Origin of the sequence: Paenibacillus sp. RUD330 (genome assembly GCF_002243345.2) — a bacterium.
Lineage (GTDB): Bacteria > Bacillota > Bacilli > Paenibacillales > Paenibacillaceae > Paenibacillus_O.
In genome coordinates, this window is sequence record NZ_CP022655.2 from 828,581 (window position 1) to 851,409 (window position 22,829).

Annotated in this window: 22 protein-coding genes, 1 pseudogene and 1 other annotated feature; of the genes and pseudogenes, 15 read left to right on the forward strand and 8 right to left on the reverse strand. The window is 61.0% G+C overall.

Annotation, left to right across the window (positions count from 1 at the left end; translation table 11 throughout):
* The first annotated feature begins 10 nt into the window (after positions 1 to 10).
* A complete protein-coding gene (locus tag CIC07_RS03745) occupies positions 11 to 694 on the forward strand; it encodes a S1C family serine protease (RefSeq protein ID WP_076358597.1) in 684 nt (227 codons plus the stop codon).
* A gap of 135 nt (positions 695 to 829) precedes the next feature.
* Here the strand turns inward: CIC07_RS03745 and CIC07_RS03750 are convergent, their stop codons facing one another.
* On the reverse strand, positions 830 to 1,747 hold the full coding sequence (locus CIC07_RS03750; RefSeq protein WP_076358598.1) for an AraC family transcriptional regulator: 918 nt from the start codon (positions 1,745 to 1,747) through the stop codon (positions 830 to 832).
* Between the two features lie 174 nt (positions 1,748 to 1,921).
* Between CIC07_RS03750 and CIC07_RS03755 the strand changes: the two genes are divergently transcribed.
* Complete coding sequence (locus tag CIC07_RS03755) at positions 1,922 to 2,449, forward strand: hypothetical protein (protein WP_076358599.1); 528 nt, start codon at positions 1,922 to 1,924, stop codon at positions 2,447 to 2,449.
* 31 nt (positions 2,450 to 2,480) lie between these two features.
* On the opposite strand, the gene CIC07_RS03760 is transcribed toward CIC07_RS03755, so the two are convergent.
* Positions 2,481 to 3,374: a LysR family transcriptional regulator gene (locus tag CIC07_RS03760; protein WP_076358600.1), complete on the reverse strand. Its 894-nt coding sequence runs from the start codon at positions 3,372 to 3,374 to the stop codon at positions 2,481 to 2,483.
* A 150-nt stretch (positions 3,375 to 3,524) separates the two neighbouring features.
* On the opposite strand from CIC07_RS03760, the pseudogene CIC07_RS03765 reads away from it, so the two are divergent.
* The 6 genes and pseudogenes from CIC07_RS03765 to CIC07_RS03790 all read left to right on the forward strand — a co-directional run.
* A pseudogene (locus CIC07_RS03765) lies at positions 3,525 to 4,055 on the forward strand (acyl-CoA thioesterase); the annotation flags it as partial.
* A 408-nt stretch (positions 4,056 to 4,463) separates the two neighbouring features.
* Positions 4,464 to 4,835 carry a VOC family protein gene (locus CIC07_RS03770; protein ID WP_076358601.1) on the forward strand — a complete coding sequence of 124 codons (372 nt, stop codon included), beginning with the start codon at positions 4,464 to 4,466 and terminating at the stop codon, positions 4,833 to 4,835.
* A gap of 388 nt (positions 4,836 to 5,223) precedes the next feature.
* Entirely contained in the window at positions 5,224 to 6,702 is a 1,479-nt protein-coding gene (gene abc-f, locus CIC07_RS03775) for a ribosomal protection-like ABC-F family protein (protein ID WP_076358602.1), read from the forward strand.
* Between the two features lie 214 nt (positions 6,703 to 6,916).
* Positions 6,917 to 7,194, forward strand: a binding site (T-box leader).
* Positions 7,195 to 7,400: 206 nt separating this feature from the next.
* Complete coding sequence (gene asd, locus CIC07_RS03780) at positions 7,401 to 8,489, forward strand: aspartate-semialdehyde dehydrogenase (RefSeq protein ID WP_076358603.1); 1,089 nt, start codon at positions 7,401 to 7,403, stop codon at positions 8,487 to 8,489.
* A gap of 225 nt (positions 8,490 to 8,714) precedes the next feature.
* The gene (locus CIC07_RS03785; protein ID WP_076358846.1) at positions 8,715 to 9,890 is read left to right on the forward strand and encodes an acyl-CoA dehydrogenase family protein; all 1,176 of its coding nucleotides are present in this window, start codon (positions 8,715 to 8,717) and stop codon (positions 9,888 to 9,890) included.
* 55 nt (positions 9,891 to 9,945) lie between these two features.
* Positions 9,946 to 10,647 carry a copper homeostasis protein CutC gene (locus CIC07_RS03790; protein WP_076358604.1) on the forward strand — a complete coding sequence of 234 codons (702 nt, stop codon included), beginning with the start codon at positions 9,946 to 9,948 and terminating at the stop codon, positions 10,645 to 10,647.
* An 86-nt stretch (positions 10,648 to 10,733) separates the two neighbouring features.
* Here CIC07_RS03790 and CIC07_RS03795 read toward each other — a convergent pair whose 3' ends face one another.
* From CIC07_RS03795 to CIC07_RS03815, 5 genes are all read right to left on the reverse strand, one after another.
* Positions 10,734 to 11,285, reverse strand: coding sequence for a peroxiredoxin family protein (locus tag CIC07_RS03795; RefSeq protein WP_076358605.1), 552 nt, complete (start codon positions 11,283 to 11,285; stop codon positions 10,734 to 10,736).
* 76 nt (positions 11,286 to 11,361) lie between these two features.
* Entirely contained in the window at positions 11,362 to 12,045 is a 684-nt protein-coding gene (locus tag CIC07_RS03800) for a Crp/Fnr family transcriptional regulator (RefSeq protein ID WP_076358606.1), read from the reverse strand.
* Between the two features lie 177 nt (positions 12,046 to 12,222).
* Positions 12,223 to 12,726 carry an SRPBCC domain-containing protein gene (locus CIC07_RS03805; RefSeq protein WP_076358847.1) on the reverse strand — a complete coding sequence of 168 codons (504 nt, stop codon included), beginning with the start codon at positions 12,724 to 12,726 and terminating at the stop codon, positions 12,223 to 12,225.
* A 107-nt stretch (positions 12,727 to 12,833) separates the two neighbouring features.
* Positions 12,834 to 13,187 (reverse strand): ArsR/SmtB family transcription factor, encoded by a 354-nt coding sequence (locus CIC07_RS03810; protein WP_076358607.1) that lies wholly within the window; start codon positions 13,185 to 13,187, stop codon positions 12,834 to 12,836.
* A gap of 388 nt (positions 13,188 to 13,575) precedes the next feature.
* Entirely contained in the window at positions 13,576 to 14,250 is a 675-nt protein-coding gene (locus CIC07_RS03815) for a lysoplasmalogenase (RefSeq protein ID WP_076358608.1), read from the reverse strand.
* A gap of 221 nt (positions 14,251 to 14,471) precedes the next feature.
* On the opposite strand from CIC07_RS03815, the gene CIC07_RS03820 reads away from it, so the two are divergent.
* Positions 14,472 to 15,404: a DMT family transporter gene (locus tag CIC07_RS03820; protein WP_076358609.1), complete on the forward strand. Its 933-nt coding sequence runs from the start codon at positions 14,472 to 14,474 to the stop codon at positions 15,402 to 15,404.
* Positions 15,405 to 15,568: 164 nt separating this feature from the next.
* On the opposite strand, the gene CIC07_RS03825 is transcribed toward CIC07_RS03820, so the two are convergent.
* Positions 15,569 to 17,062 (reverse strand): long-chain-fatty-acid--CoA ligase, encoded by a 1,494-nt coding sequence (locus tag CIC07_RS03825; RefSeq protein ID WP_076358610.1) that lies wholly within the window; start codon positions 17,060 to 17,062, stop codon positions 15,569 to 15,571.
* A gap of 350 nt (positions 17,063 to 17,412) precedes the next feature.
* On the opposite strand from CIC07_RS03825, the gene CIC07_RS03830 reads away from it, so the two are divergent.
* From CIC07_RS03830 to CIC07_RS03855, 6 genes are all read left to right on the forward strand, one after another.
* A complete protein-coding gene (locus CIC07_RS03830) occupies positions 17,413 to 17,928 on the forward strand; it encodes an acyl-CoA thioesterase (RefSeq protein WP_076358611.1) in 516 nt (171 codons plus the stop codon).
* A 253-nt stretch (positions 17,929 to 18,181) separates the two neighbouring features.
* Complete coding sequence (locus tag CIC07_RS03835; protein WP_076358612.1) at positions 18,182 to 18,820, forward strand: ABC transporter permease; 639 nt, start codon at positions 18,182 to 18,184, stop codon at positions 18,818 to 18,820.
* Between the two features lie 14 nt (positions 18,821 to 18,834).
* On the forward strand, positions 18,835 to 19,758 hold the full coding sequence (locus CIC07_RS03840; RefSeq protein WP_234993031.1) for an ABC transporter substrate-binding protein: 924 nt from the start codon (positions 18,835 to 18,837) through the stop codon (positions 19,756 to 19,758).
* 18 nt (positions 19,759 to 19,776) lie between these two features.
* On the forward strand, positions 19,777 to 20,775 hold the full coding sequence (locus CIC07_RS03845) for an ABC transporter ATP-binding protein (RefSeq protein WP_076358613.1): 999 nt from the start codon (positions 19,777 to 19,779) through the stop codon (positions 20,773 to 20,775).
* Complete coding sequence (locus CIC07_RS03850; RefSeq protein WP_076358614.1) at positions 20,747 to 21,379, forward strand: ABC transporter permease; 633 nt, start codon at positions 20,747 to 20,749, stop codon at positions 21,377 to 21,379. Before CIC07_RS03845 ends, CIC07_RS03850 begins: the two co-directional genes overlap by 29 nt.
* Before the next feature lie 33 nt (positions 21,380 to 21,412).
* Entirely contained in the window at positions 21,413 to 22,786 is a 1,374-nt protein-coding gene (locus CIC07_RS03855) for a dihydrolipoyl dehydrogenase family protein (protein WP_076358615.1), read from the forward strand.
* Positions 22,787 to 22,829 lie beyond the last annotated feature (43 nt).

Genomic DNA, 22,829 nt, shown 5'->3' on the forward strand with positions numbered 1-22,829 from the left:
GGCCTTGACCATGAAAAAAAGATGGATCGCCGCGCTGGCGCTGGCCGCCATGCTGGCGGCAGGCCCTTATGCGGCAACCAGCACCCAGGCGGAGCAGCAGGCTCCGCTCGCAGCCGACGAGAGCTACAGGCTCGCTTCGGATGCCGTCTTTTATTTGCGGGCGCTGAGCGCCGACGGCACGGTTGCCGCGGCCGGGACGGGCGTCCTGATGTCTTCCGGCGGAACTGCCGCCACGGCGTATCATGTCGTGAAGGGAGCGGCCCGGCTGGAGGCCGTGCTGGCGGACGGCACTGTCGTCTCCGTCAAGGTCGGCCGGTATGACGAGCGGACCGACGCGGCCGTGCTGGAGCTCCCCGCTCGCAAGGGAGGCGGCAACTATCCGTACGTCTCCCTGCGGTCGGCCAAGCTGGAGCATGGAGACGCTGTCTATGCGATCGGGTTCCCGCTCAAAAACACGCCGATCGTGACGCAAGGCATCGTCAGCAGCCCGGACGCGGTCGTCAACGGCCGCAGCCGCGTGCTCATCGACGCCGCCATCGCCAGCGGCATGTCGGGCGGTCCGCTGCTCGACGAGCAGGGGCGGCTGGCCGGCATCATCTCCGGATCGCTGCGCACGATGGAAGGCATCCATCTGGCGGCCGGCATGTCCGACCTGGCGGCGCTGCTGCCGGACGGCTTCCGGCAGGCAGGCTGAGAAGCCGGCCGACTGGAGCAAGCCTGGAAAATGGCCTGAAAATACAACAAAACGGGACGAAACCGAGGATGCTCGGTTTCGTCCCGTTTTTTTTTCATGAGGGCGGCTGCAAGGGGGGGATGGAGCTGGAGAGGGTCAACCTTCGGCCTTGACGACAGGCAGATAATAATCGAGGATCAATTTCTGTCCTTGCTCCAGCGGCGCGCAGTAACGTGCATAGGTATAGACGTCGCACCAATAGAAGTGCTCGAAATCCATGCTGTAGCCGGTCTTCTCGATCGCCTCCGTGCAGATCAGGTAGGCGCTCTCAATGATGTCGTTGAGGGTATCGCCTTCGACCCATACCTTGGCGACGGTCCCTGCGGGGATGCTCTCCGCGTCCATATCGTCCGGCACTGGCGCGCCGGGCTCCACGAACTTGCCGATGATATATTGGAACTCATCTCTGCCGACAAAACGGCTCATGTGGCCGAGTCCGACATAAGGGTCGATATCGCTGCAGATCCAGGCCTCCATCTCCTGGAAGCGGTCCAGCAGGCCATCCCGGAATGCGGCTCCCCAGCACTCTTCCCCCGCTTTCTGAAAGGAGGTCATGCTCTTCCTGCCGATTATTTTGCGAGGTCCCCATTCCACATATTGAATCTTTTTGAGCTCGGCCATGATTCGTTTTCCTCCTACCATCCGAAAGGTTGCGAAGGAGGCGCGAGGGTAGTCGTTCAGCTTTTCTCCGGTCTTTCTGATCCCGGTAGGCGATGCTTGGTGATGGTCTTTGAACGCCCGCGTAAAGGCGGCATGGGAATTGAAGCCGTATTTCATCGCGATGTCGATGATCTTGTCCTGGCTGCTGCGGATCTCATGTCCCGCCAGCGTCAATCGCCGCATCCTCAGGTAATCGTGGATGGAGATTCCCGTAACGTAGATGAAAATACGCTGGAATAAGGGAGCGGGACAGCCTGCGATGCCGGCGATGACCCGATAATCAAGCTCCTCTGTACCGGGCATGAGACTTTCAAGGTACTCAACGACAGACTCGAAAGCATGAAAGCTGTCCATGACGCGCGCCTCCTTTCTTCTTCATAGGATAGGACTTGTCTCGCCGCATTGCTTTGCAAAAAGAGATCAGGATTTGTACAAACAGCCGCTGCCATCCATGGAGGCATCCCCTGCAACCTATCTGTCCCTTCATCTCGTCAGGAGCTCAAGAAGCCCTCAAGGAGGAGTGGAAAAGTGAAAAAGCTGAGCATGCTGCTGATTCTGCTCGGAATGCTGGCGGCGTCGTATCCGCCTGACCGTGCAGAGGCTCTGTCCTGCGCGGAGCTGATGCCGATCGAGAAGGCGTACGGCTACTATGATGCGGTCATCGTCGGCCATGTGGATAAGGTGGTCAAGCGCGGAGACCGGCATGAACTGCATCTCACGGTCAAAAGCAGCTATAAAGGCATCCGGTCCTCCCGAATTGTCGCGGACGAGGATAGGAATTGGGGCGCTTTGGATGGCCCCGCCTTGAGCGGAGCGGAATACCTGTTTTTCTTGAAATCAACAGGAGACGGCTGGGAAAATCCTCTCTGCGCGCCTTCCAAGCTGACCAGCGCATCGGCGGCGGAGCTGGCCTATATGAAGGGCAGGGAAATCCCTCTGGAATCCGCAGCGGATGACGCGGAAGGCAGAGAGAACACCGCGTTGAAAATCGCCGCGGCAGCCGTGTTCGTCACGCTCGGCTTGATCGTCATCCTTCGCAGCATGCGCCGGCGCTGAAGCAGCCGCTGCCGGCGTTGCCGTATTCGGATCATGAGCCGTCCTCCAGGCTCTTCCGCATGAATGCGATCCATTCTCGCGCGGCGAAGGACAGGTACCGGTCCTTCTTCCAGATCATATGGAGCCGCCACCGGATGGCCGGCCGCTCCACCGGAATGACAGAGAAGCGCGCGGGGTCCAGCGTCATCGCCACGCCGCGCGGCAGCAGGGTGATGCCGAAGCGGGCCGCGACCAGCTCCGTCATGAAATCCCACTGGGTGCTCTCGAACGCGACATCGGGCTCGAATCCCGCATCCCGGCAGGCGCCGAGAATGAGATCGCGGAGCGTGAATTCGTCCTTGAACAGGATGAAGGCCTCGTGCTCCAGCTCCTGCATGCGGAGAACCGGCCGTGCGGCGGCCCAGTGTCCAGGATGGACGACGACCTGCAGCGCCTCCTCGATGCAAGGCAGCATGTGGAACTTGTCCTCGCTGACGACGGGCAGGATGACGAGGCCCGCATCCAGCTCGCCGCTGTCGACAGCGGCCTCGATGACCTTGCCCCCATGCTCCGCCAGCTCCAGGCGGATCTGCGGGTAGCGGCTGTGGAAGCTCTCCAGGATGGAGGGGAACAGCCGCCCGCCGATCATCGGCGGAATGCCCAGACGCAGCCTGCCCCTCTTGGCCTGGACGACATCGTCCAGCTCGGAGGCCATCCGCTCCAGAGAGGCCATCACCTCCCGAGCGGAGCGCAGAATGCTCTCGCCCGCATCGGTCAGCTCGATCTGTTTGGAGGAACGGTCGAACAAGGTGACGTCCAGCTCCTCCTCCAGCAGCCGCACCATCTTGGACAGGCTGGGCTGAGTCATATGGAGCCGCTGGGCCGCCTTGGTGAAGCTGCCTTGCCTCGCGACCTCCATGAAGTAAGTCAACTGGCGAATGTCCATCCTTGTCCACCTGTCTTTCTGATAGCGAATACATAGAGAAAACGAATGAAAACAATGCGATATATGTATTTTACCTATATGACAAGGCCGTGTACACTTTATGTCTAGCCCGGACAGACGGGTTATATACAGAAAGAAGGTACATGCATGATGACCAAAAAAGAAACCTTGCCTGCAAAGCCGGCAAGCCTCTCATACACGATAAAAGCTTCCATCGTCCTGCCGCCCGATACGAACCATCACGGAACGATTTTCGGCGGCAAGCTGATGGCCTATATCGACGATGTCGCGACGATCGCCGCTACGCGCCACGCCCGCCGTCCCGTCGTAACGGCTTCCACCGACTCCGTCGACTTCCTGCACCCGGTCAAGAAGGGCGATGCCGTCTGCTTGTCCGCCTTCGTAACCTGGGCGCATAAGACGTCGATGGAAATCTTCGTCCGGGTCGTGACGGAAGACCTGCTGACCGGAGAGAGAAAAGTGTGCGCCACCTCGTTCCTGACGTTCGTGGCGCTCGGCGACGACGGCAAGCCGACCGAGGTGTCCGCCGTCATTCCGGAAACGGTGGAGGAGCAGCGGCTGCATGAAACGGCCTGGGAACGGAAAGAGGCGCGGAAGATCAGAAGGCAGGAAAGCAAGCTGTTCGCCGACGTACTGGGACCGGATTTCAGCTTGAGAAAAACGAAGGAAAAGCTGGAGGAGAACCGCAGCCGGCCGAAGCCGGTTTCGGAGAACAGGCAAGCCGCTCCCGCTCCGGCGGCAACCGGCCTGGCGAGTGTGGACGAGCGGGAGTCCGCGGCGATTTCCGGCGCGAGAAGCGAATCCGCTCCGCGGATAATGGAAGCCTATGCGAATGCTTGGGGCAGCGACTGGTAAGCGGCAGGCTCCAAAAGCGTCCGTAGTGAAGGAAGAACCGGCACCCTGAATAGCGTGGCGAAAAAGCAGCCCGATATGCGGCTGTTTTTTAATTCTTTTCACAAAGAAGCAGGATCGCCGGGACAAGCGTGGAATTGAGGACGGTGAAGCTGGGGACCTTAAGCCCAACGGCAATGGCTGAAGAAGCCAATATGATTCGGGAGCGTGCAAACGATGATCAATAAAATCGGCCAGGTGATGCTGTATGTCCAAAACCAGGATCAAGCCAAGGAATTCTGGACGGAGAAGCTCGGATTCGCCGTCGTAGCCGAAGAGAATGGAGAAGGCATGAGATGGTTCGAGGTCGCCCCCAAGGAAGGCGGGACCAGCCTCGTCCTGCACGACAAGGAAGCTGTCGCTCGAATGTCGCCTGAGATCAACCTCGGACCGCCCTCGCTGATGTTCTTCGCCGAGGATCTGGAGGGGCTGTACCGGGACTTGGCCGGCAAGCAGGTGACGCTCGGAGAGCTTGTGACGCTTCCGTTCGGCAAGGTGTTCAACTTCGCCGATCCCGAAGGCAATTATTTTGCGGTCATGGAGAAGTAGCCTGCTGTTGCCCGCGAGCGGGCCGTCAAGCGCCGGAACCGTGCGGCCAGCCGTCCCGGCATCGCATTTTGGAGCTTCCGGGCAGCCGCTGCGCGAAGCGAACCAGGCTTGAATTGGCCACGGCGGCATGCTAAACTACGGGTAACTTGAACCGACTGGAGATGAGAAGGAGAATGTAGGATTTCTTGCTAACCCTATGGAAAGGCAAAACAGGCTTATTCGTTCTGTTTTTCTTTTGTAGGAGCAAGAAAGATGCATTTTCTTTCCCACTCAAGTGACCGGCCCCGTTTCCGTCCCCTTCGGAGGGTGGATTTGGCCTACCTGTTTGAGCTGCGAGAAAGGGATCTTTCTTGCGGCTCTTTATTTTTTTTCAGGAGGTCGAACATCCATGTCTCTAATCCAAGTTGCCGGCCTTACGTTTGCGTATGACGGCTCCTACGACAACATTTTTGACCGCGCAAGCTTTCAGCTCGACACCGATTGGAAATTAGGCTTCACGGGAAGGAACGGCCGCGGCAAGACGACCTTCCTCCGCCTTCTGCTCGGCAAGCTTGAGTACGGCGGAACCATTTCGGCGAGCGTCGGCTTCGATTACTTCCCGTTCGAGGTCAGGCGCAAGGAGGACAGCGTCGCAGCTGTCGTCGAAGAGATCTGTCCGGACTACGAGCCTTGGCAGCTCATGCGGGAGCTTTCCCTGCTGAAGGTAACCGAGGACGCGCTGCACCGGCCGTTCGCTTCCTTGTCCCAGGGCGAGCAGACGAAGGTGCTGCTGGCGGCCTTGTTCCTCAAGGAGAACAGCTTCCTGCTGATCGACGAGCCGACCAATCATCTGGACATCCACGCCTGGAAGCTGGTCAGCGAGTATTTGAGGCGCAAGAGCGGATTCATCCTGGTGTCGCATGACCGCGCGTTTCTGGACCATTGCGTGGACCACATCCTTTCCATCAACAAGACCGATATCGAAGTGAGGCAGGGCAATTTCTCCGACTGGTGGGACGACAGGCAGCGGCAGGAGCGGCACGAGCTGGCGGAGGACGACAAGCTGCGCAAGGACATCAAACGTCTGTCCCATGCGGCCCAAAGGACGAACCAATGGTCGCATGAGGTCGAAAAGTCGAAAAACGGAACCCGCAACTCCGGCTCCAAGGTGGACAAAGGCTATGTGGGCCACAAAGCCGCCAAGATGATGAAAAGATCCAAGTCGATCGAGCAGAGGCAGCAGTCGGCGATCGAAGAGAAGGCCAAGCTTCTGAAAAATAGGGAAAGCTCGGACAGCCTGAAAATCAGCCAGCTCGCCTACTACAAGCATCAGCTGGCCGAGCTGGATCGGGTCGCGGTCCGCTATGGCGGAATGACGGCAGGCAAGGAAGTCAGCCTCACCGTCGAGCAAGGAGACCGCATCGCCGTCACGGGACCGAACGGTTCCGGCAAATCCAGCATCCTCAAGCTGATCTGCGGGGAGGATATCCCTTGCAGCGGGACGCTGCGCAAGGGAAGCGGGCTCAAAATCTCCTATGTAGCCCAGGATACGTCTCACTTGCAGGGCAATCTGACGGATTATGCCCGCCTCAGCGGCATCGACGAAAGCCTGTTCAAGGCGATCCTGCGGAAGCTCGACTTTGCCCGCCTGCAATTCGAGAAGGACATGGCCTCGTTCAGCGGCGGGCAGAAGAAAAAGGTGCTGATCGCGAGAAGCCTTTGCGAGGAAGCCCATCTGCATATCTGGGATGAGCCGCTGAATTTCATCGACGTCATCTCGCGCATGCAGATCGAAGAGCTGCTGCTGGAGCATTCTCCGACCCTCGTTTTCGTCGAGCATGACAGCCGGTTCTGCGAAGCCGTCGCCACGAAGATCGTCGAGCTTTGAGGAGGACGGATGCCGACGGCCCCGTCCAGCCCGGCTTGGAGTCTCCAAGGGCGTATCCGTCTTAGGACGGATGCGCGCAGCGAAGCCGGCTCCGCGAAGGGGAATCCGGAGCATCCATGCCGTTGAACGGGAAATGCCTGCCGATTCGCCTGTTCGAATTTTTAATTTCCTGTTTACCGCGGCAGGGATAATTTGATACGATAGGTGCAACAATTCAAATGCGATGAAGAGAGAAGTAGATAAAGCGATTCTTTCCCAGAGAGCTCCGTTCCGCTGAAAAGGAGCAAAGGACCCTTTATCGAAAAAAGACTCCGAGCAGCGCGCAGGAACCTGGCTGATCAGGGGATGGCGCGACGGGAGCTCCTGTTACAGAGCTAGAGTATACGCATCTTGTGCCGGCCGGCATGGCGATGCCGTACTCGAAGAGGCCGATTGGGCGACCAAGCCGGCGAACCTGGGTGGTACCACGAGGATTCCAATCTCGTCCCTGAGACTGAAGCGCAGTCTTGGGGGTGGGATTTTTTTGTTGGCGATAGAGGGAGCTTGAAGGATGGGCATCCGGTCTCGGAATGTCCGTCGGCGACAGCTTGAGTTTCCAGCCTATCTAGGCAGCAGGCGGTACATCGGGCCGGCGGGCTGAATAGGTAGTAGAAAAAGGCAGCAATTTTTCATCATACGCAGAGGGGAATGGAATTCGAATGGCAGAGAGAAAACTGAAGGCCGGCATCGTCGGCGGAACGGGCATGGTCGGGCAGCGCTTCGTGCAGCTGCTGGATGGACATCCTTGGTTTGAGGTGACGGCGATCGCGGCAAGCGCCGGGTCGGCGGGCAAGACATACGAGCAGTCCGTGCAGGGCCGCTGGAAGCTGGAGACTCCGATTCCGGAACCGGTGAAGGGGATCGTCGTGCAGGACGCGTCCAAGGTGGAGGAGGTCGCCTCCGGGGTGGACTTCATCTTCTGCGCCGTGGATATGAAGAAGAACGAGATCCAGGCGCTGGAGGAAGCTTACGCCAAGGCGGGCGTGCCGGTCATCTCCAACAACTCGGCGCATCGCTGGACGCCGGACATCCCGATGGTGATTCCGGAAATCAATCCGGAGCACATCGAAGTCATCGCGGCCCAGCGCAAGCGTCTCGGCACGGAGACCGGCTTCATCGCGGTCAAGCCGAACTGCTCCATCCAGAGCTATGTGCCGGCTCTCCATGCCTTGCGCGAATTCAAGCCGACGACGGTCGTCGCCTCGACGTACCAAGCCATCTCCGGCGCGGGCAAAAACTTCGCCGACTGGCCGGAAATGCTGGACAACGTGATTCCGTACATCGGCGGCGAGGAAGAGAAGAGCGAGCAGGAGCCGCTCCGCATCTGGGGCCGCATCGAGAACGACGAGATCGTCAAGGCCGGCTCGCCGCTGATCACGACGCAGTGCATCCGCGTGCCGGTAGCCGACGGGCATATGGCGACGGTGTTCGCTTCCTTCGAGAAGAAGCCCTCCAAGGAACAGATTCTCGAGCTGTGGAAAAACTACAAAGGCCGTCCGCAGGAGCTTGGCCTCCCGAGCGCGCCGAAGCAGTTCATCACCTACTTCGAGGAAGAGAACCGTCCGCAGACGAAGCTGGACCGCGGCATCGAGGGCGGCATGGGCGTCTCGGCCGGGCGTCTGCGCGAGGACTCCGTCTACGACTTCAAGTTCGTCGGCCTCTCGCATAACACGCTGCGCGGAGCGGCAGGCGGAGCGGTACTGATCGCCGAGCTGCTGAAGGCGGAAGGATATATTCAAGCGAGATAACCGCTTCTTCCCGGAAGACGGAACGGCCGCAATTGCCGGCAAGGAGCAAGGCGGCGGCATGAAGAACTTATTTCCTCGGAGATAAGTTCTTTTTTTTGAACAGAAGCCCGGGGATAAGCCTGGTTCCCTATCGGGCAACTATGTTAGGATGTGAATAATTCATGCCCTATGCCGTTGACGGGGCATCTTATCCTTCATGAGTTCGCAGGAAAGGCGGCTGAGAAGATGACACCATCGATGGATCCTTATATCCGCAATGAACGCGAGGCGGCGATCGCGGAGAGGGCGGACCGGCTTGCCGGCCTGTTCGCTCCCAGGGCGGCGGAGCATGACCGGGAAGGCTCGTTTCCTTATGAAAACTTCGAGGAGCTGAAGAAATCCGGCTACTTGAAGCTGACCGTGCCGGAGGCGTACGGAGGCGAGGAGGCATCCGCCTACGAGCTTGTGCTGTCGCAGGAGCGTCTCGCCCGCGGCGACGGCTCGACCGCGCTGGCCGTCGGCTGGCATGTCCACACGCTGATGAAGCTGAGGCTGTCCCGCTTGTGGCCGGAGCCGCTGTTCGCCCGGCTGTGCCAGGATATCGCGCATGACGGCATCGTCATCAACGAGCTCGCCAGCGAGCCGGCGACGGGAAGCCCTACCCGGGGAGGCCGGCCGGAGACGACGGCGAGACGGGCCGACGGGGGCTGGCTCCTGACGGGGCGCAAAACCTTCAGCACGCTGAGTCCGATCCTGGAGCGGTTCACCGTGACGGCCGGCTTTGAGGGCAGCGATAAGGTCGGCTCGTTCCTCGTACGCAGCGGTCCCGGCGTCAAGGTCGAGGAAACCTGGAACACGCTCGGGATGAGATCGACGGGAAGCCATGACGTCGTGCTGAGCGACGCGTTCGTTCCGGACGAGGAGACGATCATCGGCCTGGAGCCGGCGCCGCTGGCCGCTCCGCCCATGCCGACGGAGGCGTCGATGCTCCATATTCCGGCTTGTTATATCGGCATCGCCTGGGCGGCGCGCGATTTCGCGCTGGAATTTGCCCGCAGCCACAAGCCGAATTCGCTGACCGTGCCGATCGCCGAGCTGCCGAACATCAAGCGCCAGCTCGGGCTGATCGAAGCCGAATGGCTCGCCGCCCGCTCGTACCTGTATGGGGTCGCGGACCGCTGGGACCGCGATGAGGAAAGCCGCGCAGAGCTGAAGACGGAGCTGGGACTCGCCAAATACATCGCCACCAATGCGGCGATCTCCATCGTGGATCAGGCGATGCGGATCGTCGGCGGCTTGAGCCTGTCCCGCAGCTACCCGCTGGAGCGCATGTACCGGGATGTCCGCGCGGGCCTGCACAACCCGCCCATGGACGATGCCGTGCTGACCAATCTGGCGAACCGCGCCCTGGCGGAGTCGTGATGGCCGCAGCTGTCAAGGCGGGCGGGACCGGCAGACCGAAGAGGAGGCGGCTGGGATGAAGCTTGAGATCATCGCGACCCGCGTATCGGATGCGGTGCTGGCGGCAAGCGGCGGAGCCGACCGGATCGAGCTCGTGACCGGCATGCTGGAGGGCGGCCTGACGCCGGGACCGGGGCTGATCGAGGAAACCGTCAAAGCGGTGTCGATTCCGGTCAACGTCATGGTGCGGCCGCACAGCTTGTCGTTCGTCTACGACAAGCTCGACCTGCTGGCGATGCGGGCGGACATCCGGGTGATCCGCAGGTCGGGAGCGGCGGGAGTCGTCCTTGGCGCCCTGACGCCGGAGGGAACGGTCGACGAGGAGGCGCTGAAGCTGCTGCTGGGCGAAGCCGAAGGGCTGGATGTCACCTTCCACCGGGCATTCGACGCTGTCTGCGATCAGCTTGCGGCCTTGGAGATCCTGACCCTGTATCCTGCCGTCAACCGCATCCTGACCTCCGGCGGGCAGCCCTCCGCGCTCCAGGGAATGCCCAGGCTGAGGCAGCTCGTCCAAGCCTCGGCAGGGAGCGGAATGACGATTTTGGCGGGAAGCGGCTTGACCATGGACTCGCTGGAAGGCTTCCTGCGGGAAACGGGCGTGAGCGAGGTTCATTTCGGCTCCGCCGTCCGCGAAGGCGGGCAGGCCCTCAGGCCGCCTGTGCCGGAGCGGATTTCGGCGATCAAGAAGGTGCTGGCGGCGGCGTCCGGCTCCTTCTAGCCGATTGTTGAAGAACAAAAAGCGTTCCTCCCTTGGGGTCAGTCCCCTTGGGAGGAACGCTTTTTGTGCGCTGCCCGGCCTGACGATCAGCCGGTCTTGGCAAAGCGGGCGACAGCCTCCAGCGGCAAATGATCGGTGACCAGGCTCCCGTAATGGGCAGCCTGCACGATGCCCTGCTCATCGATAAGGAAGTCTGCGGGAATGCGGTGCATGTTCGCTCCCTCTTCTTCGGCAAGGACAAAGCCTGCCGCCGCCGCTTGCCGGATGTGGGCGTGAGTTCCGGGATCGGCTACCGTAGCCTTGAACTTCTGCTCGGAGACCTCCACGCCGTACAGACGGTACAGCTCTGCCTCCGGGTCGCCGACGATGGGAAAGGCGGCATCCTGCTTGCCGACGTATTCGCGGAGGGAAGCGGCTGGAGATTCGAATACCGCGATGATTTCGAGTCCTTGCTCCGACCATTCCCCATACCATTTCTTCAGCTGCTGCACCCTCAGGTTGCACAGAGCGCAAGCGGCGTTGCGGAAGAAGGAGAGCAGCACCTTGCGTCCCTGAAGATCGGCGAGGCGAATCGGATTGCCCTGCCAATCGGCGAGGGAGAAGTCGGGAGCGGGCGTCCCGGCGGTCAATGTAGTCATTGGAAATGAACCTCCTGCAATGTAATCTCGCCATTCCGGAAAAGAGCGGCTGACATCACTTTAGCAGGTGCTGCCGTCATCTTCTGTGACCTTGGTCACCAACCTTGGCGGCCAATCCATGCCGATCCAGAATCGTTATGAAGCCGCGGGCCGCGAGGATCCATCCCTGCTTCCGCATCCGGGCGAGCATGCGGCTGACGACCTCCCTGGCGGTGCCCAGCTCCGCCGCAAGCTGCTGATGAGTAAGCCGGACGGATGGATCTGTCTCCGCCGTCTTCTCCAGCAGGAGCTCGGCCAGCCGCGCCTCCAGCGAACGGGTATCCGCAGCCAGATGGCTGCCCATGGAGATCATGCCGTCCAGGATATTGCCGAATACTGCGTTCCTTAGGGGCGGATAGACCTGGATCCAGCGAAGGAAGGACTGTTTGTCCACAAAAACGGCCTTCGCCTCGGTCTCGGCCACGATCACGCCGGGATAATCGCGTTCGCTGAGGCCGCTGAGCACCATCATGGCGCATATATCCCCGGCGGCCAGCCGATTGGCGAGCACTTCCCGGCCATCCTCGGCGAATTGGGACAGGCGCACCGTTCCCGAGAGCAGGAATACGGAGTAATGCTCGGCATCACCCCGGTTGAAGAGGGTCGAGCCGGGCTGAAACGTCTTCGTCCGGGGATGGGACGCTTCCCACTCCGCGGCGGGAATGGTTGCGATGGAAGGGAAAAGCTCATGCAGGAGCTTCCCGGCTATCGGCTTGTTCATCGGCATTCTCCCGTCTGCTGGACCGGAATCCATTTCTCTTCCGGGTACGGAATCGGCAGCGATTCGAAAAGAGGGCATGAGGCAGGATGGCGGAGGGGATCCGGCAGCCTCCGATCATGCGGAGACAGGCGGCCGCCAACGGATAAAAGCTGCCGCGATCCGGCAGCTTCCCCATCTCTAGGCTTTCGAAGCCGCAGCCACATATTCCTCCAACCGATCCCAAGTTTCCGTGACGCCTTGCTCCATGCCCATATCGATCACGCTCTTGAGAGCTTCGGCGCTCGCGTATACGGTATGGTTCGTCACCCTGGTGCCTCCTTCGACATCCTCGAAGAACAGCATGATGCGGCCGGGCGGCATGTCGGTGTTCTCGATTCCCTCGGCGTCCGAGAAGTAATCGATGCCCGTGAATTTCTCGCCGCCGGCTACTTCTTCATAGACCGTCTTGCCCCATGATTCCATGCCGAAGAAGTCGCCTTGGTTTTTGTCCACGCACTTCATGCAGTAATGCCAGCTTCCCCCTGGACGGAAATCCATCCGGCTGAAGGTCAGCTCCCAGCCGCGCGGTCCCCACCAGTGCTTGAGCATTTCGCCGTCGGTGAAGGCTTGGAAGACCAGCTTGCGCGGAGCCGGGAAAACCCGCTCCAGAACAAGGGTATTGCCTTCGGCCTTGAGAGTCATTTTGTTCACTTTATTTCCTCCTCATATCGATTGTCCGCATAGGTTCTTATGCCGGCTCTGCCTTCGACCGTCATGAACTTGAGCATGCGTGTGACTTTGAAAAGGGTCTACTCCGGCTTCCGCTGCGAGTCTTCATCCGCATTTCCGTTCGCTGCCTGCAGCTTGAGCAAATAGTCCTCCAAGGCGTCGTACCGGTCTTCCCAAATGCGCCGGTAGCGATCCAGCCAAGCATCCATCTCCCGCAGGGGCTGCACGCGGAGGCTGTAGCTGCGGCGGTTGGCCTCCGCCGTCACGTCTACGAGACCGGCCTCAAGCAGCACCTTCAGATGCTTGGAGGCTTGAGGCTGCCGGATCTGAAGCCGCTCGGCGATTTCTCCGACCATGAGCGGCCCCGTCGACAGCAGCTCGACGATCCGCAGTCGGCTTGGCTCGCTTAAAGCTCCGAATGTCGTTATATCCATAGCTGTCTGTTGTCGCCTGGATGCAAGGAAAAGCTCCACTCCGGCACGGCTCTTGCCGATCCAATCATCCCGCTCACCTCTTTCCCTTCATCATTGCCGTCCCATGATTGGAATATACCATATAAGGAATATTCCTGTAAAGGAATATTATAGGCATAAAGCCGGACTTTCCTTAAGGAAAGTCCGGCCGGGTCCGACGCCCGGCTCGCGCCGAACGGTCAAAGCCTATGTAAGAGCAAGACAGCGAAAGAGGGCGCATGTTAGGATCATAAGCGGAAGAGGCGGGGACAGGGACCGATGGCGGAAGGCTCCCGGCGGTTCGAAGCGATGCCCCTGAAAGGGGCAGGCCACCTTGTTCCCTGATATCGGACGCGTGCTCGTCTGCCTGTCAAAGCGCCGAATCCGTATAGGATACGGATGGATACGAGGACTTTGCGCCACCCGAGCGAAGGCTGCCGGCGATGAGGAACTGCGCGGCGTAATACGTCAGCATGATCCAGTAGCCCGAATAAGCGACATCGGACACGAACATGTTCCAGGACAGGATCGAATCCGAGATCATGAACAGCAGGCTGCCCGCGATGGCGAGGCGATTGCCCGACATGATGGCGGACCAGGCCATCAGGGAGATGACGGCCACATAGGCGGCTACGGGAAGGATCAGCTCCGTCTTGCCGTCGGCTGTGAGGGCAGAGATGAGCTTGCTGCCCATGAGGAAGGCGAAGACGGCGATCGGAACGATCGTTGCGAAGCGCAGCCGGGAGAACCGCCATCTGCCGAAGAAAGCCGACATGTAGAAGAGATGCCCGATCAGGAAGGCGGACAAGCCGACGACGAACCAGCGCAGCGTGCCGTCGCCGACAGCGCAGAAGAATAGGCCTGCGAGCACGAGCGCAGGATAGCGGCGCCTTCCGCCGAAGCTGCCGAGATAGGCATACAGGATGATGAGCGCCATCGGGATCAGCTTGAAGACGATTTTGACTCCTTCCGGATCGGAAGGAATGACGAAAATATAAAGCAGGCCCATGATCAGGATAAGGACGGGCAAAAGAGCTCTGGACATGGAATCGATCACTCCGTTCGTGGAGGTTGGATGCCGGCATTTGCGGCTGGACAGCCCGCCGTTCCGGCCTTGGTTCAGTGTAGAGGACAACGCTTGGAATGACAATACAACTTTTGGAGGGGGAAAATCCCCCGCATCGCATTTACAAACGGACCTTCAGCCCTTTTAATAGAAGGACCGTTCAATAGCCATGCCTGAATGGCATCGCAGGGGGAGTTCATATGCCAAAATCGCTGTATGCGGCACTCGTCGCTCTGAGCCTGATCTGGGGAGGCTCCTTCTATTTCATCAAGCTTCTGCTCGAAGAAACGGGTCCGTGGATGATCGCTTTCCTGCGCTCCTCGTTCGGCCTCGTCACCATTACCGCCGTCATGCTGCTGCTGCGCAAGCCGTTCGGGCTTCGCTCCGTGCCCTGGATTCCCATGGCTGTCATGGCTCTCTTCAACACCGCCGTTCCATGGGCGCTCATCGGCTTCAGCGAAACGAGGCTTTCCAGCGGAATGGCGTCGGTCCTGAACGCGACGACACCTCTGTGGACGATCATCGTCGGCACGCTCTTTTTCCGGAATGCGGCCGGAAGGCTGCAGTGGGCGGGAATGCTGACAGCTCTCGCCGGGATGATGGTGCTGCTCGGCGTCAACCCGTCCACGATCATCTCCGTCGACGGCATCGGCTTCGCCTGCATGCTGGCGGCGACGCTCTGCTACGGGATCGGCTCGCAGCTGTCCAGGCGCCTGACAGGCTTGTCGATGTATCAGCTCACCTTCGGAACGCTGCTGTGCTCCGCAGCCGGGAGCGGAATCGCCGCCTTCTCCACGGAGCCATTTCCGACTGCAGCCTTCAGCTCAGGCTCGTTCATCGGGGCGCTGGCCGGCATCGGCGTATTCGGCTCCGGCATCGCGTACATCATCTTCTACTACCTGATCCAGAAGGGAAGCCCGGAGTTCGCCACGATGGTCACGTATCTCGTGCCGGTCAGCGCCATCGTCTGGGGATACTCGCTGCTCGGCGAGCCTCTCCATTGGAACCTGCTCGCGGGGCTGGCCGTCATTCTCGGCGGCGTGTTCCTCGCCACCCGGGGCGGAAGGCAGGCCGGCGGCGGGAAAGCCTCTCTGGCGCCTGCAGGGAAGAGCAATCGGTCCGTTGACGGTTGACCGCGTAAATGCTGCGGCTCCTGGAAATGAAAGGCATCAACGGTTGGCCTGCTTAACCGTCAACGGCATGAATATCCGCAAAAAACGGCAAATCCCGAGGATCTGCCGTTTTTCTTGTACCATGAAACAAGAATTCTGCCGAACAGCGGGCCGGATACGAAGCGTTACTTTTCCCTCAGAGCCCGCCGGAGCGTTTTGCCGGAGCTGTTCTTCGGCAGCTCCGCCAGGAACTCGACGATCGTCGGAATCTTGTATTTCACCAGCCTGGATTGGCAGAACTCCAAGAGGCTGTCGACCGCAAGCGTGTCATCGCTGCGGACGACGAACGCCTTGACCCGCTCGCCGAACACCTCGTCGGGCACGCCGACGACCGCCGCCTCGAATACGGACGGATGCTGGTAGATGACTTCCTCCACCTCGCGCGGATAGACGTTGAAGCCTCCGACGTTGATCATGTCCTTCTTGCGGTCGACGATGAAGATGTAGCCTTCCTCGTCCATCCGGGCCATGTCGCCTGTGTAGAGCCAGCCGTCCCGGAGCGTCGCGGCCGTCGCTTCCGGCATGCCGAGATAGCCCTGCATGATGTTGGGGCCTTGAGCGATCAGCTCTCCGACCTCGCCGCGCGGCACCTCGCGCCCTTCGGAATCCACGACCTTGTTGATCACGTTCGGGATGTCCACGCCGATGGAGCCCGGCTTGCGGATGCCCCCGAGAGGGTTGAAGGCGGTGACCGGGCTGGCTTCGGACAATCCGTACCCTTCATAGATGACGGTCTGGAACTTCTCCTCGAATCGGTTCAGCACCTCGAGCGGCAGCGAAGCGCCGCCGGAGGAGCAGAGCCGGATGCCCGCGAAGTCTGCGGCCGACGCGCCGGGGAATTGCAGCAGGAAGCTGTACATCGTCGGCACGCCGGAGAATATCGTCGCCCTGTCGTCGCGGATCGTGCGGATGACCTCGGCCGGCTGGAAGCGCGGCATGATGATGAGCGCTGCTCCGACTGCGAGCGGAGCGTTGACGCACACCGTCATGGAGTAGATGTGGAACATCGGCAGCACGACGACGGCGCGGTCCTCATGATCGATCTTGAACATGGAATGGACCGATTCCGCGTTGGTCGCCAAGTTCCGATGGGAGAGCATCGCGCCCTTCGGCTTGCCTGTCGTACCCGAGGTGTAGAGGATGACCGCCGTATCGCCGTCTTTGATGTAAGCGGATTCAAGATCGCCGCCGCCAGCGCCCAGAAGCTCATCCCAAGACGTGCCGGCTCCGGTGAGGACGACCAGCTTCAGCTCCGGAAGGCGGGGGCGCAGAGCACGGACGACCGGCTCCAGGGGAGAGGCGGCAATGACTGCGCGGGCGCGGCTGTTGTCCAGCACGTAAGCGATCTCCTCCGGCGTGTAGGTCGGGTTGACCGGAACCGCGACGGCGCCGATGCGCAGGATGCCGTAATAGGCGATGACGAACTCGGGCGAATTGCCGAGAAGCAGCACGACCTTGTCTCCCTTGGCGATTCCGTGGGACGCCAGCCCCGACGCGCACTGCATCACTTGGTCCATCAGCTCGGAATAGCTTGTTTCCCGGCCGCCCCAGACGTAGGCGGGACGCGCGGGATGGCTTGCTGCGCTGTTCTCCAAAATTTCGACTAAACTCCAACTCATGCGCATTCATCTCCTCTTTCAATCGGCTTGGAATGAGAACCGGCGATGTAGGCAAGGATGAATTTATTCAGCATTATATTCTTGAAAGCGATAACAAATCCCTGCCGGCGGCGATGAATTCATTTTCCATTTCATGGATCCCGTTAGGGGACAGAAAGCGGCATGAAATCGGAATATGATCAGGGTGCATCGAGAAATCATGGCGGACATGAACATATATTTCTAAGAATTCATGCACTTTATCCTATATTTCTAAAAAGAATAGATCTTATCGGGAAAAAAAGGGTACATTCGATTCGATAAAACCGATCGGCTGGGTCATCCAGCCAGTGAGCAGGAGGAGAATATCCATGCAGCCATCCAAATTCGTGCGCCAATCCCGCTGCTTCAAGACGGCCCGCATCTTTCCGCCGGATGTCAACAACCATCAGACGATGTTCGGCGGCAAGCTGATGGCCTATATCGACGATATCGCCTCCATCGCGGCGATGAAGCATTGCCGGATGCCGACCGTGACCGCATCGACGGATTCCGTGGACTTCCTCCACCCGATCCGCCCGACCGACAGCATTACGATGGAGGCCTATGTCGCCTGGAGCGGCCGGTCGTCGATGGAGGTGTTCGTGAAGATCGTCAAGGAGGATCTCATGAGCGGGGAGCGGATGGTCGCGGCGACGGCCTTCCTGACGTTCGTGGCCATGGGGCCGGACAAGCGCCCGGCTCCGGTGCCCGATATCGTGCCGGAGACGGAGGAGGAGAAGAAGCTGTTCGAGTCCGCTCCGGCGAGAGCGGAGATCCGCCGGCGGCGCAGGCAGGAATCCAAGCGCTTTGCCGATTTTCTCGGCGTGGACCATCCCTGGGAATGACCTTTGCGGCAACGGTCGGAGCAGCCGTTCCATCCCCTTGATTCCTTGGACTCAAGCCGATGCCGCCGACACGCAGGCCTGCAAGACGGGGCGGCGGATCCACGGCGCCTTTCACATCTGCGAACCCCATCCAGCCGATCTCCGGCTGGTTTTTTCATACGGCGCGGAAAAAGTTGTCACGCCAGGTCTGATTGGAGGGCCGGTTGGATAGGGTATCTACTATAGATTGTCTTTTAGGGAAGGCGGGGAATCCATGGTTGCGGAAGCATTTCGGTACATAACGGAAAACCGGGAGCGGTTCTGGGAAGCCGTGCAGACCCATGTGACGATCAGCCTGTACGCGCTTCTGATCGCTGCGGCCATCTGCATCCCTCTCGGAATCCTCTGCGCCAAATACAGCCGTCTGACCGCGCCCGTCATGGGCTTGTTCAACTCGCTGCGGGTCATTCCGAGCCTGGCCGTTCTCGTCATCCTGCTCCCGATCCTGGGCACAGGCTTCACGCCTGCGCTCGCCGCGCTTACGCTGCTGGCCTGTCCGCCCATCCTCATCAACACTTATCTCGGCTTCCGCAAGGTCGAGCCCTCTGTGCTGGAGGCGGCGTCCGCCATGGGCATGGGGGCGGGCAGGCTGCTGCGCCGGGTGGAACTGCCGCTGGCCGCTCCGCTGATGATCTCCGGGCTGAAGACAGCGGCCGTGGAAGTCGTCGCGAGCGCCACGCTCGCCGCGTTCATCGGAGGCGGCGGGCTCGGGACGTTCATCATCAACGGGCTCGGCTTGTACAACTTCCCGATGCTGCTGGTCGGGGCTTTGCCGGTCGCGGCGCTGGCTGTCCTCATGGAGCTGGCCTTGTCCGGGTTGGAGCGTTACGCATCGAGATTTCAACGAATATAGAAGGGGTGTCGGGAATGAAGACGAACATGCAGAGGAACAGCTTGGCGAAGAGAGCTTGGATAGGAGCGGGCATCGTCCTGATGGGCGCGGTGCTGAGCGCCTGCGGCTCAAGCGGCAGCGGCAAGCCGGAGATCGCGGTCGGCTCCAAGAACTTTACGGAATCGCTCGTACTGGGCGAGATGTACTCGCTGGCGCTGGAGCATGCGGGCTACAAGGTAGACCGCAAGCTGAATCTCGGCGGCACGCTCGTCGCGCATGAAGCGCTCAAGAAGGGCGATATCGACATGTATCCGGAGTATACGGGAACGGGACTCATCAACGTGCTGCAGCTGCCTCCGAAGACGGACGCGCAAGCGGTGTACGACGAGGTATCCAAGGGATACAAGGAGAAGTTCGGCCTTGTCTGGCTGAAGCCGACGGAAGCCAACGACTCCCAGGGCCTGGTCACGACCAGGAAGGTCGCCGACCAGTACAACCTGCATAAGATCTCCGATCTGCCCAAGCTCGCACCGCAGCTGCGGATGGCTGCCGTTCCCGAGTTCGAGGAGCGGGAGGACGGCTTGAAGGGACTGAATGCCTTTTATGGCAAAATGGACTTCAAAAGCATCAAGCTGTTCGACTATGGCGTGAAGTACCGCGTCATCATGAACGGAGAAGCGGACTTGACGGTCGGCTTCACGACCGACGGAGACCTCACCAATCCCGATCTCGTGCTGCTTGAAGACGACAAGAAATTCTGGCCGCCGTACTTCGTCGCGCCGGTCGTGCGGGGCGAGGTTCTGGAGAAGAACCCCGATGTGGAGAAGGTGCTGAACGACGTCTCCGCGAAGCTGGACAACAAGACGGTGCAGGCGCTGAACGCGCAGGTGGACATCGACAAGAAGGAATATGCGGATGTGGCGAAGGACTTCCTGCAAAAGCAGGGACTGCTGGATTAAGCGGAGGAGGGAATCGCCATGAACGGACTGGCGCTTAAATTCGAAGGGGTGAGCAAGCTGTACCCCGGGGCCGCCGAGCCGGCGGTCCGGGACGTCTCGCTTGCCGTGGAGGAAGGCTCGTTCGTCACGCTGCTCGGCACATCCGGCTCAGGCAAGACGACGCTGCTGAAAATGGTGAACCGCATCATCGAGCCGACCTCGGGCAGCATCACGCTGTTCGGGCAGGATATCCGGGAGCGTCCGGCGACGGAGCTCAGGCGCGGCATCGGTTATGTCATCCAGCAGACGGGCCTGTTCCCGCATATGACGGTGGAGCAGAACATCTCGACCGTGCCGGACATTCTCGGCTGGGACAAATCGCGCGTCTCCGCCCGCGTATCGGAGCTTATGGAGCTCGTCCAGCTGCCGGAGGACATGCGCAAGCGGTATCCGAGGCAGCTCTCCGGAGGCCAGCAGCAGCGCGTCGGCATCGCCCGGGCGATGGCCGGCGATCCCAAGGTGCTGCTCATGGACGAGCCGTTCGGAGCGCTCGACGCCATCACGCGCAGCTCGCTGCAGGATGAGCTGCTCGCCATCCAGCGGCGGCTCGGCCGCACCGTGCTGTTCGTCACGCATGACGTCAGCGAGGCGTTCAAGCTGGGCGACCGCGTCGTCGTCATGAACGGAGGCCGGATCGAGCAGGCGGGGACGCCGCTGGAGCTGCTGACCCGCCCGGCGACCGGCTTCGTGCGCCAGCTGACGGGAGGAGACGATCTGTTCCAGCTGCTGGAGCTGCTGAAGGCGGAGGATCGGATGCTTCCTCTCTCCGACGGATCGCTGCCGCCGGAGCCGGCACCGTCCGTCCGGCGCACCGACAGCTTGAAGTCGGCGCTGGAGCTGATGCTGAGGCATGGAGCATCCGAGGCGGTCGTGGTGGATGAGCGAGGGGATGCTGCGGGCCGGCTGACGCTTGCCCGGCTTCAGCCGCAGCCTCGGGAGGGGGGAGCCGATGTCGGAGTATTTGCGGAGACATTATGACGATCTGCTGAAAGGCCTCTGGGAGCATCTGCTCCTGTCGGCCTCGGCGCTGGCGATCGCGCTGCTGATCGCGCTGCCCGCAGGCTACTGGCTGTCCCGGCATGGCCGCATCGCCGTGCCGGTCTTGGCGGTGCTCGGGATCGTGTACGCCATCCCGAGCCTCGGCATGTTCGCGTTGCTGATTCCGCTGCTGGGGCTCGGCAAGCAGCCGGCGCTGGCCGCGCTTGTCCTGTACAGCCAGCTGGTGCTGATCCGCAACGTGATCTCGGGCTTCCGCTCCATCGAGCCGGCGGTTCGCGAGTCGGCGGCCGGCGCGGGCTTCGGCCGCTGGCGGCTGTTCACGCGGATCGAGCTGCCGCTCGCGCTGCCCGTCATTCTGGGCGGAGTGCGGATCGCCTCGCTGTCGATCATCGGCATCGCGACGATCGCCGCCTGGATCAATGCGGGCGGGCTCGGCGTCATCCTTTTCGAGGGACTGTACCAGAACTCCGTGCCCAAAATGGTATGGGGAACCGTGCTTGTCGCGCTGCTGGCGATCACGGTCAACCAGCTGCTGCTGGCTCTGGAGCGGAGATCGATCCGGCGGGCGGCCGGAGAAGGCTGATTTTGCGGGCGAAGCGAGAGGAGGAAGGGAATCATGAGCACAGGGACGCATGAATACGATCTGGTCGTGGTCGGAAGCGGAACGGCTGGAGCTTCGGCTGCCCATCGCTGCCGGGAGGCGGGGTGGAAGGTCGCTCTCGTCGAGAACCGCCCTTTGGGAGGCACCTGCGCCCTGCGCGGCTGCGATCCCAAGAAGGTGCTGGCCGGGGCGGCGGAGCTGGTCGATTGGAACCGCCGGATGAAAGGCAAGGGAGCAACAGGCGATGTCTCCATCTCTTGGCCGGAGCTGATGGCTTTCAAGAACGGTTTTATTGAAGGCGTGCCGGAATCCAGGGAGAAGGAATTCCGCGAAGCGGGCATCGAGGTGTGGAAGGGTACGGCGAAGTTTGCGGCGGAGGACATCATCGAGGTCGGCGATGCCAAGCTGAAGGGCCGCCATATCCTTCTTGCAACGGGAGCGCGGCCTGCCCCGCTCGGAATCGAGGGCGGGGAGCTGCTCGCGACAAGCGACGATTTCCTGGAGCTGGAGGAGCTGCCCGAGGAGATCGTGTTCATCGGCGGCGGCTATATCTCGTTCGAGTTCGCCCATATGGCGGCCCGTGCGGGAGCGAAGGTCCATATCCTGCATCGGGGGAAAAGGCCGCTGAGCGGCTTCGATCCGGATCTGGCCGATCGCCTCGTCCAAGCGACGGAGGCGATCGGCGTCGATATCCATCTGGAAGCGGCGGTACAGTCGGTGACAAGGGAGCCGGGAGGCGGCCTGACGGTCCACGCCCAAAAGGACGGAAAGCCCGTCAAGCTCGCCTGCGGACTTGCCGTGCACGGAGCCGGCCGCATCGCCAACGTGGAGGATCTGGAGCTGCGCCGGGGTTCCGTGGAGGGAGGCGGCGCCGGAATCAAGGTCCACCCTTGGCTGCAGAGCGTCAGCAATCCGCGCGTCTACGCGGCCGGCGACTGCGCGGATACCGAAGGTCCTCCGCTGACCCCGATATCCTCGGTGGAGTCCGCCGCCGCGGCCCGCAACATGCTGCAGGGCAGCCGCGAGGAGCCGGACTACCGCGGGGTGCCGACCGTCGTCTTTACGGTGCCCAAGCTGGCGTCGGTGGGCCTCTCGGAGAAGCAGGCGCAGGAGCGGGGCTTGAACGCGGCCGTGAACAAGCTGGACGCGTCTTCATGGTACACGTACAAGCGGACCAACGAGCAAGCGGCGATGATGAAGGTCATCCTCGACGCGGATTCGGGCAAAGTGCTTGGCGCCCATCTGCTCGGAAGCACGGCGGACGAGCTGGTGAACCATTTCGCGGCCGCAATCCGTTTCGGCTTGACGGGCAAGGACATTTCCTCGGTCCTGTTCGCTTACCCGAGCGCGGCGTCGGATCTGACCTATCTCGTCCAAGGAAAAGAATGAAGCGGCTCCCGCTCCATGGCGGCAGCCGCGTCGAAGCGTCCTT

What these genes read in the sequence shown, in the direction of transcription:
- CIC07_RS03790 (WP_076358604.1), top strand. Translation starts at nt 9,946, where the DNA reads ATGAAGCTTGAGATCATCGCGACCCGCGTATCGGATGCGGTGCTGGCG.
- CIC07_RS03805 (WP_076358847.1), bottom strand. Translation starts at nt 12,726, where the DNA reads ATGACTCTCAAGGCCGAAGGCAATACCCTTGTTCTGGAGCGGGTTTTC.
- CIC07_RS03820 (WP_076358609.1), top strand. Translation starts at nt 14,472, where the DNA reads ATGCCAAAATCGCTGTATGCGGCACTCGTCGCTCTGAGCCTGATCTGG.
- CIC07_RS03835 (WP_076358612.1), top strand. Translation starts at nt 18,182, where the DNA reads ATGGTTGCGGAAGCATTTCGGTACATAACGGAAAACCGGGAGCGGTTC.
- asd (WP_076358603.1), top strand. Translation starts at nt 7,401, where the DNA reads ATGGCAGAGAGAAAACTGAAGGCCGGCATCGTCGGCGGAACGGGCATG.
- CIC07_RS03845 (WP_076358613.1), top strand. Translation starts at nt 19,777, where the DNA reads ATGAACGGACTGGCGCTTAAATTCGAAGGGGTGAGCAAGCTGTACCCC.
- CIC07_RS03745 (WP_076358597.1), top strand. Translation starts at nt 11, where the DNA reads ATGAAAAAAAGATGGATCGCCGCGCTGGCGCTGGCCGCCATGCTGGCG.
- CIC07_RS03825 (WP_076358610.1), bottom strand. Translation starts at nt 17,062, where the DNA reads ATGAGTTGGAGTTTAGTCGAAATTTTGGAGAACAGCGCAGCAAGCCAT.
- CIC07_RS03770 (WP_076358601.1), top strand. Translation starts at nt 4,464, where the DNA reads ATGATCAATAAAATCGGCCAGGTGATGCTGTATGTCCAAAACCAGGAT.
- CIC07_RS03750 (WP_076358598.1), bottom strand. Translation starts at nt 1,747, where the DNA reads ATGGACAGCTTTCATGCTTTCGAGTCTGTCGTTGAGTACCTTGAAAGT.
- CIC07_RS03800 (WP_076358606.1), bottom strand. Translation starts at nt 12,045, where the DNA reads ATGAACAAGCCGATAGCCGGGAAGCTCCTGCATGAGCTTTTCCCTTCC.
- CIC07_RS03855 (WP_076358615.1), top strand. Translation starts at nt 21,413, where the DNA reads ATGAGCACAGGGACGCATGAATACGATCTGGTCGTGGTCGGAAGCGGA.
- abc-f (WP_076358602.1), top strand. Translation starts at nt 5,224, where the DNA reads ATGTCTCTAATCCAAGTTGCCGGCCTTACGTTTGCGTATGACGGCTCC.
- CIC07_RS03830 (WP_076358611.1), top strand. Translation starts at nt 17,413, where the DNA reads ATGCAGCCATCCAAATTCGTGCGCCAATCCCGCTGCTTCAAGACGGCC.
- CIC07_RS03815 (WP_076358608.1), bottom strand. Translation starts at nt 14,250, where the DNA reads ATGTCCAGAGCTCTTTTGCCCGTCCTTATCCTGATCATGGGCCTGCTT.
- CIC07_RS03810 (WP_076358607.1), bottom strand. Translation starts at nt 13,187, where the DNA reads ATGGATATAACGACATTCGGAGCTTTAAGCGAGCCAAGCCGACTGCGG.
- CIC07_RS03850 (WP_076358614.1), top strand. Translation starts at nt 20,747, where the DNA reads ATGTCGGAGTATTTGCGGAGACATTATGACGATCTGCTGAAAGGCCTC.
- CIC07_RS03840 (WP_234993031.1), top strand. Translation starts at nt 18,835, where the DNA reads ATGAAGACGAACATGCAGAGGAACAGCTTGGCGAAGAGAGCTTGGATA.
- CIC07_RS03785 (WP_076358846.1), top strand. Translation starts at nt 8,715, where the DNA reads ATGACACCATCGATGGATCCTTATATCCGCAATGAACGCGAGGCGGCG.
- CIC07_RS03795 (WP_076358605.1), bottom strand. Translation starts at nt 11,285, where the DNA reads ATGACTACATTGACCGCCGGGACGCCCGCTCCCGACTTCTCCCTCGCC.
- CIC07_RS03760 (WP_076358600.1), bottom strand. Translation starts at nt 3,374, where the DNA reads ATGGACATTCGCCAGTTGACTTACTTCATGGAGGTCGCGAGGCAAGGC.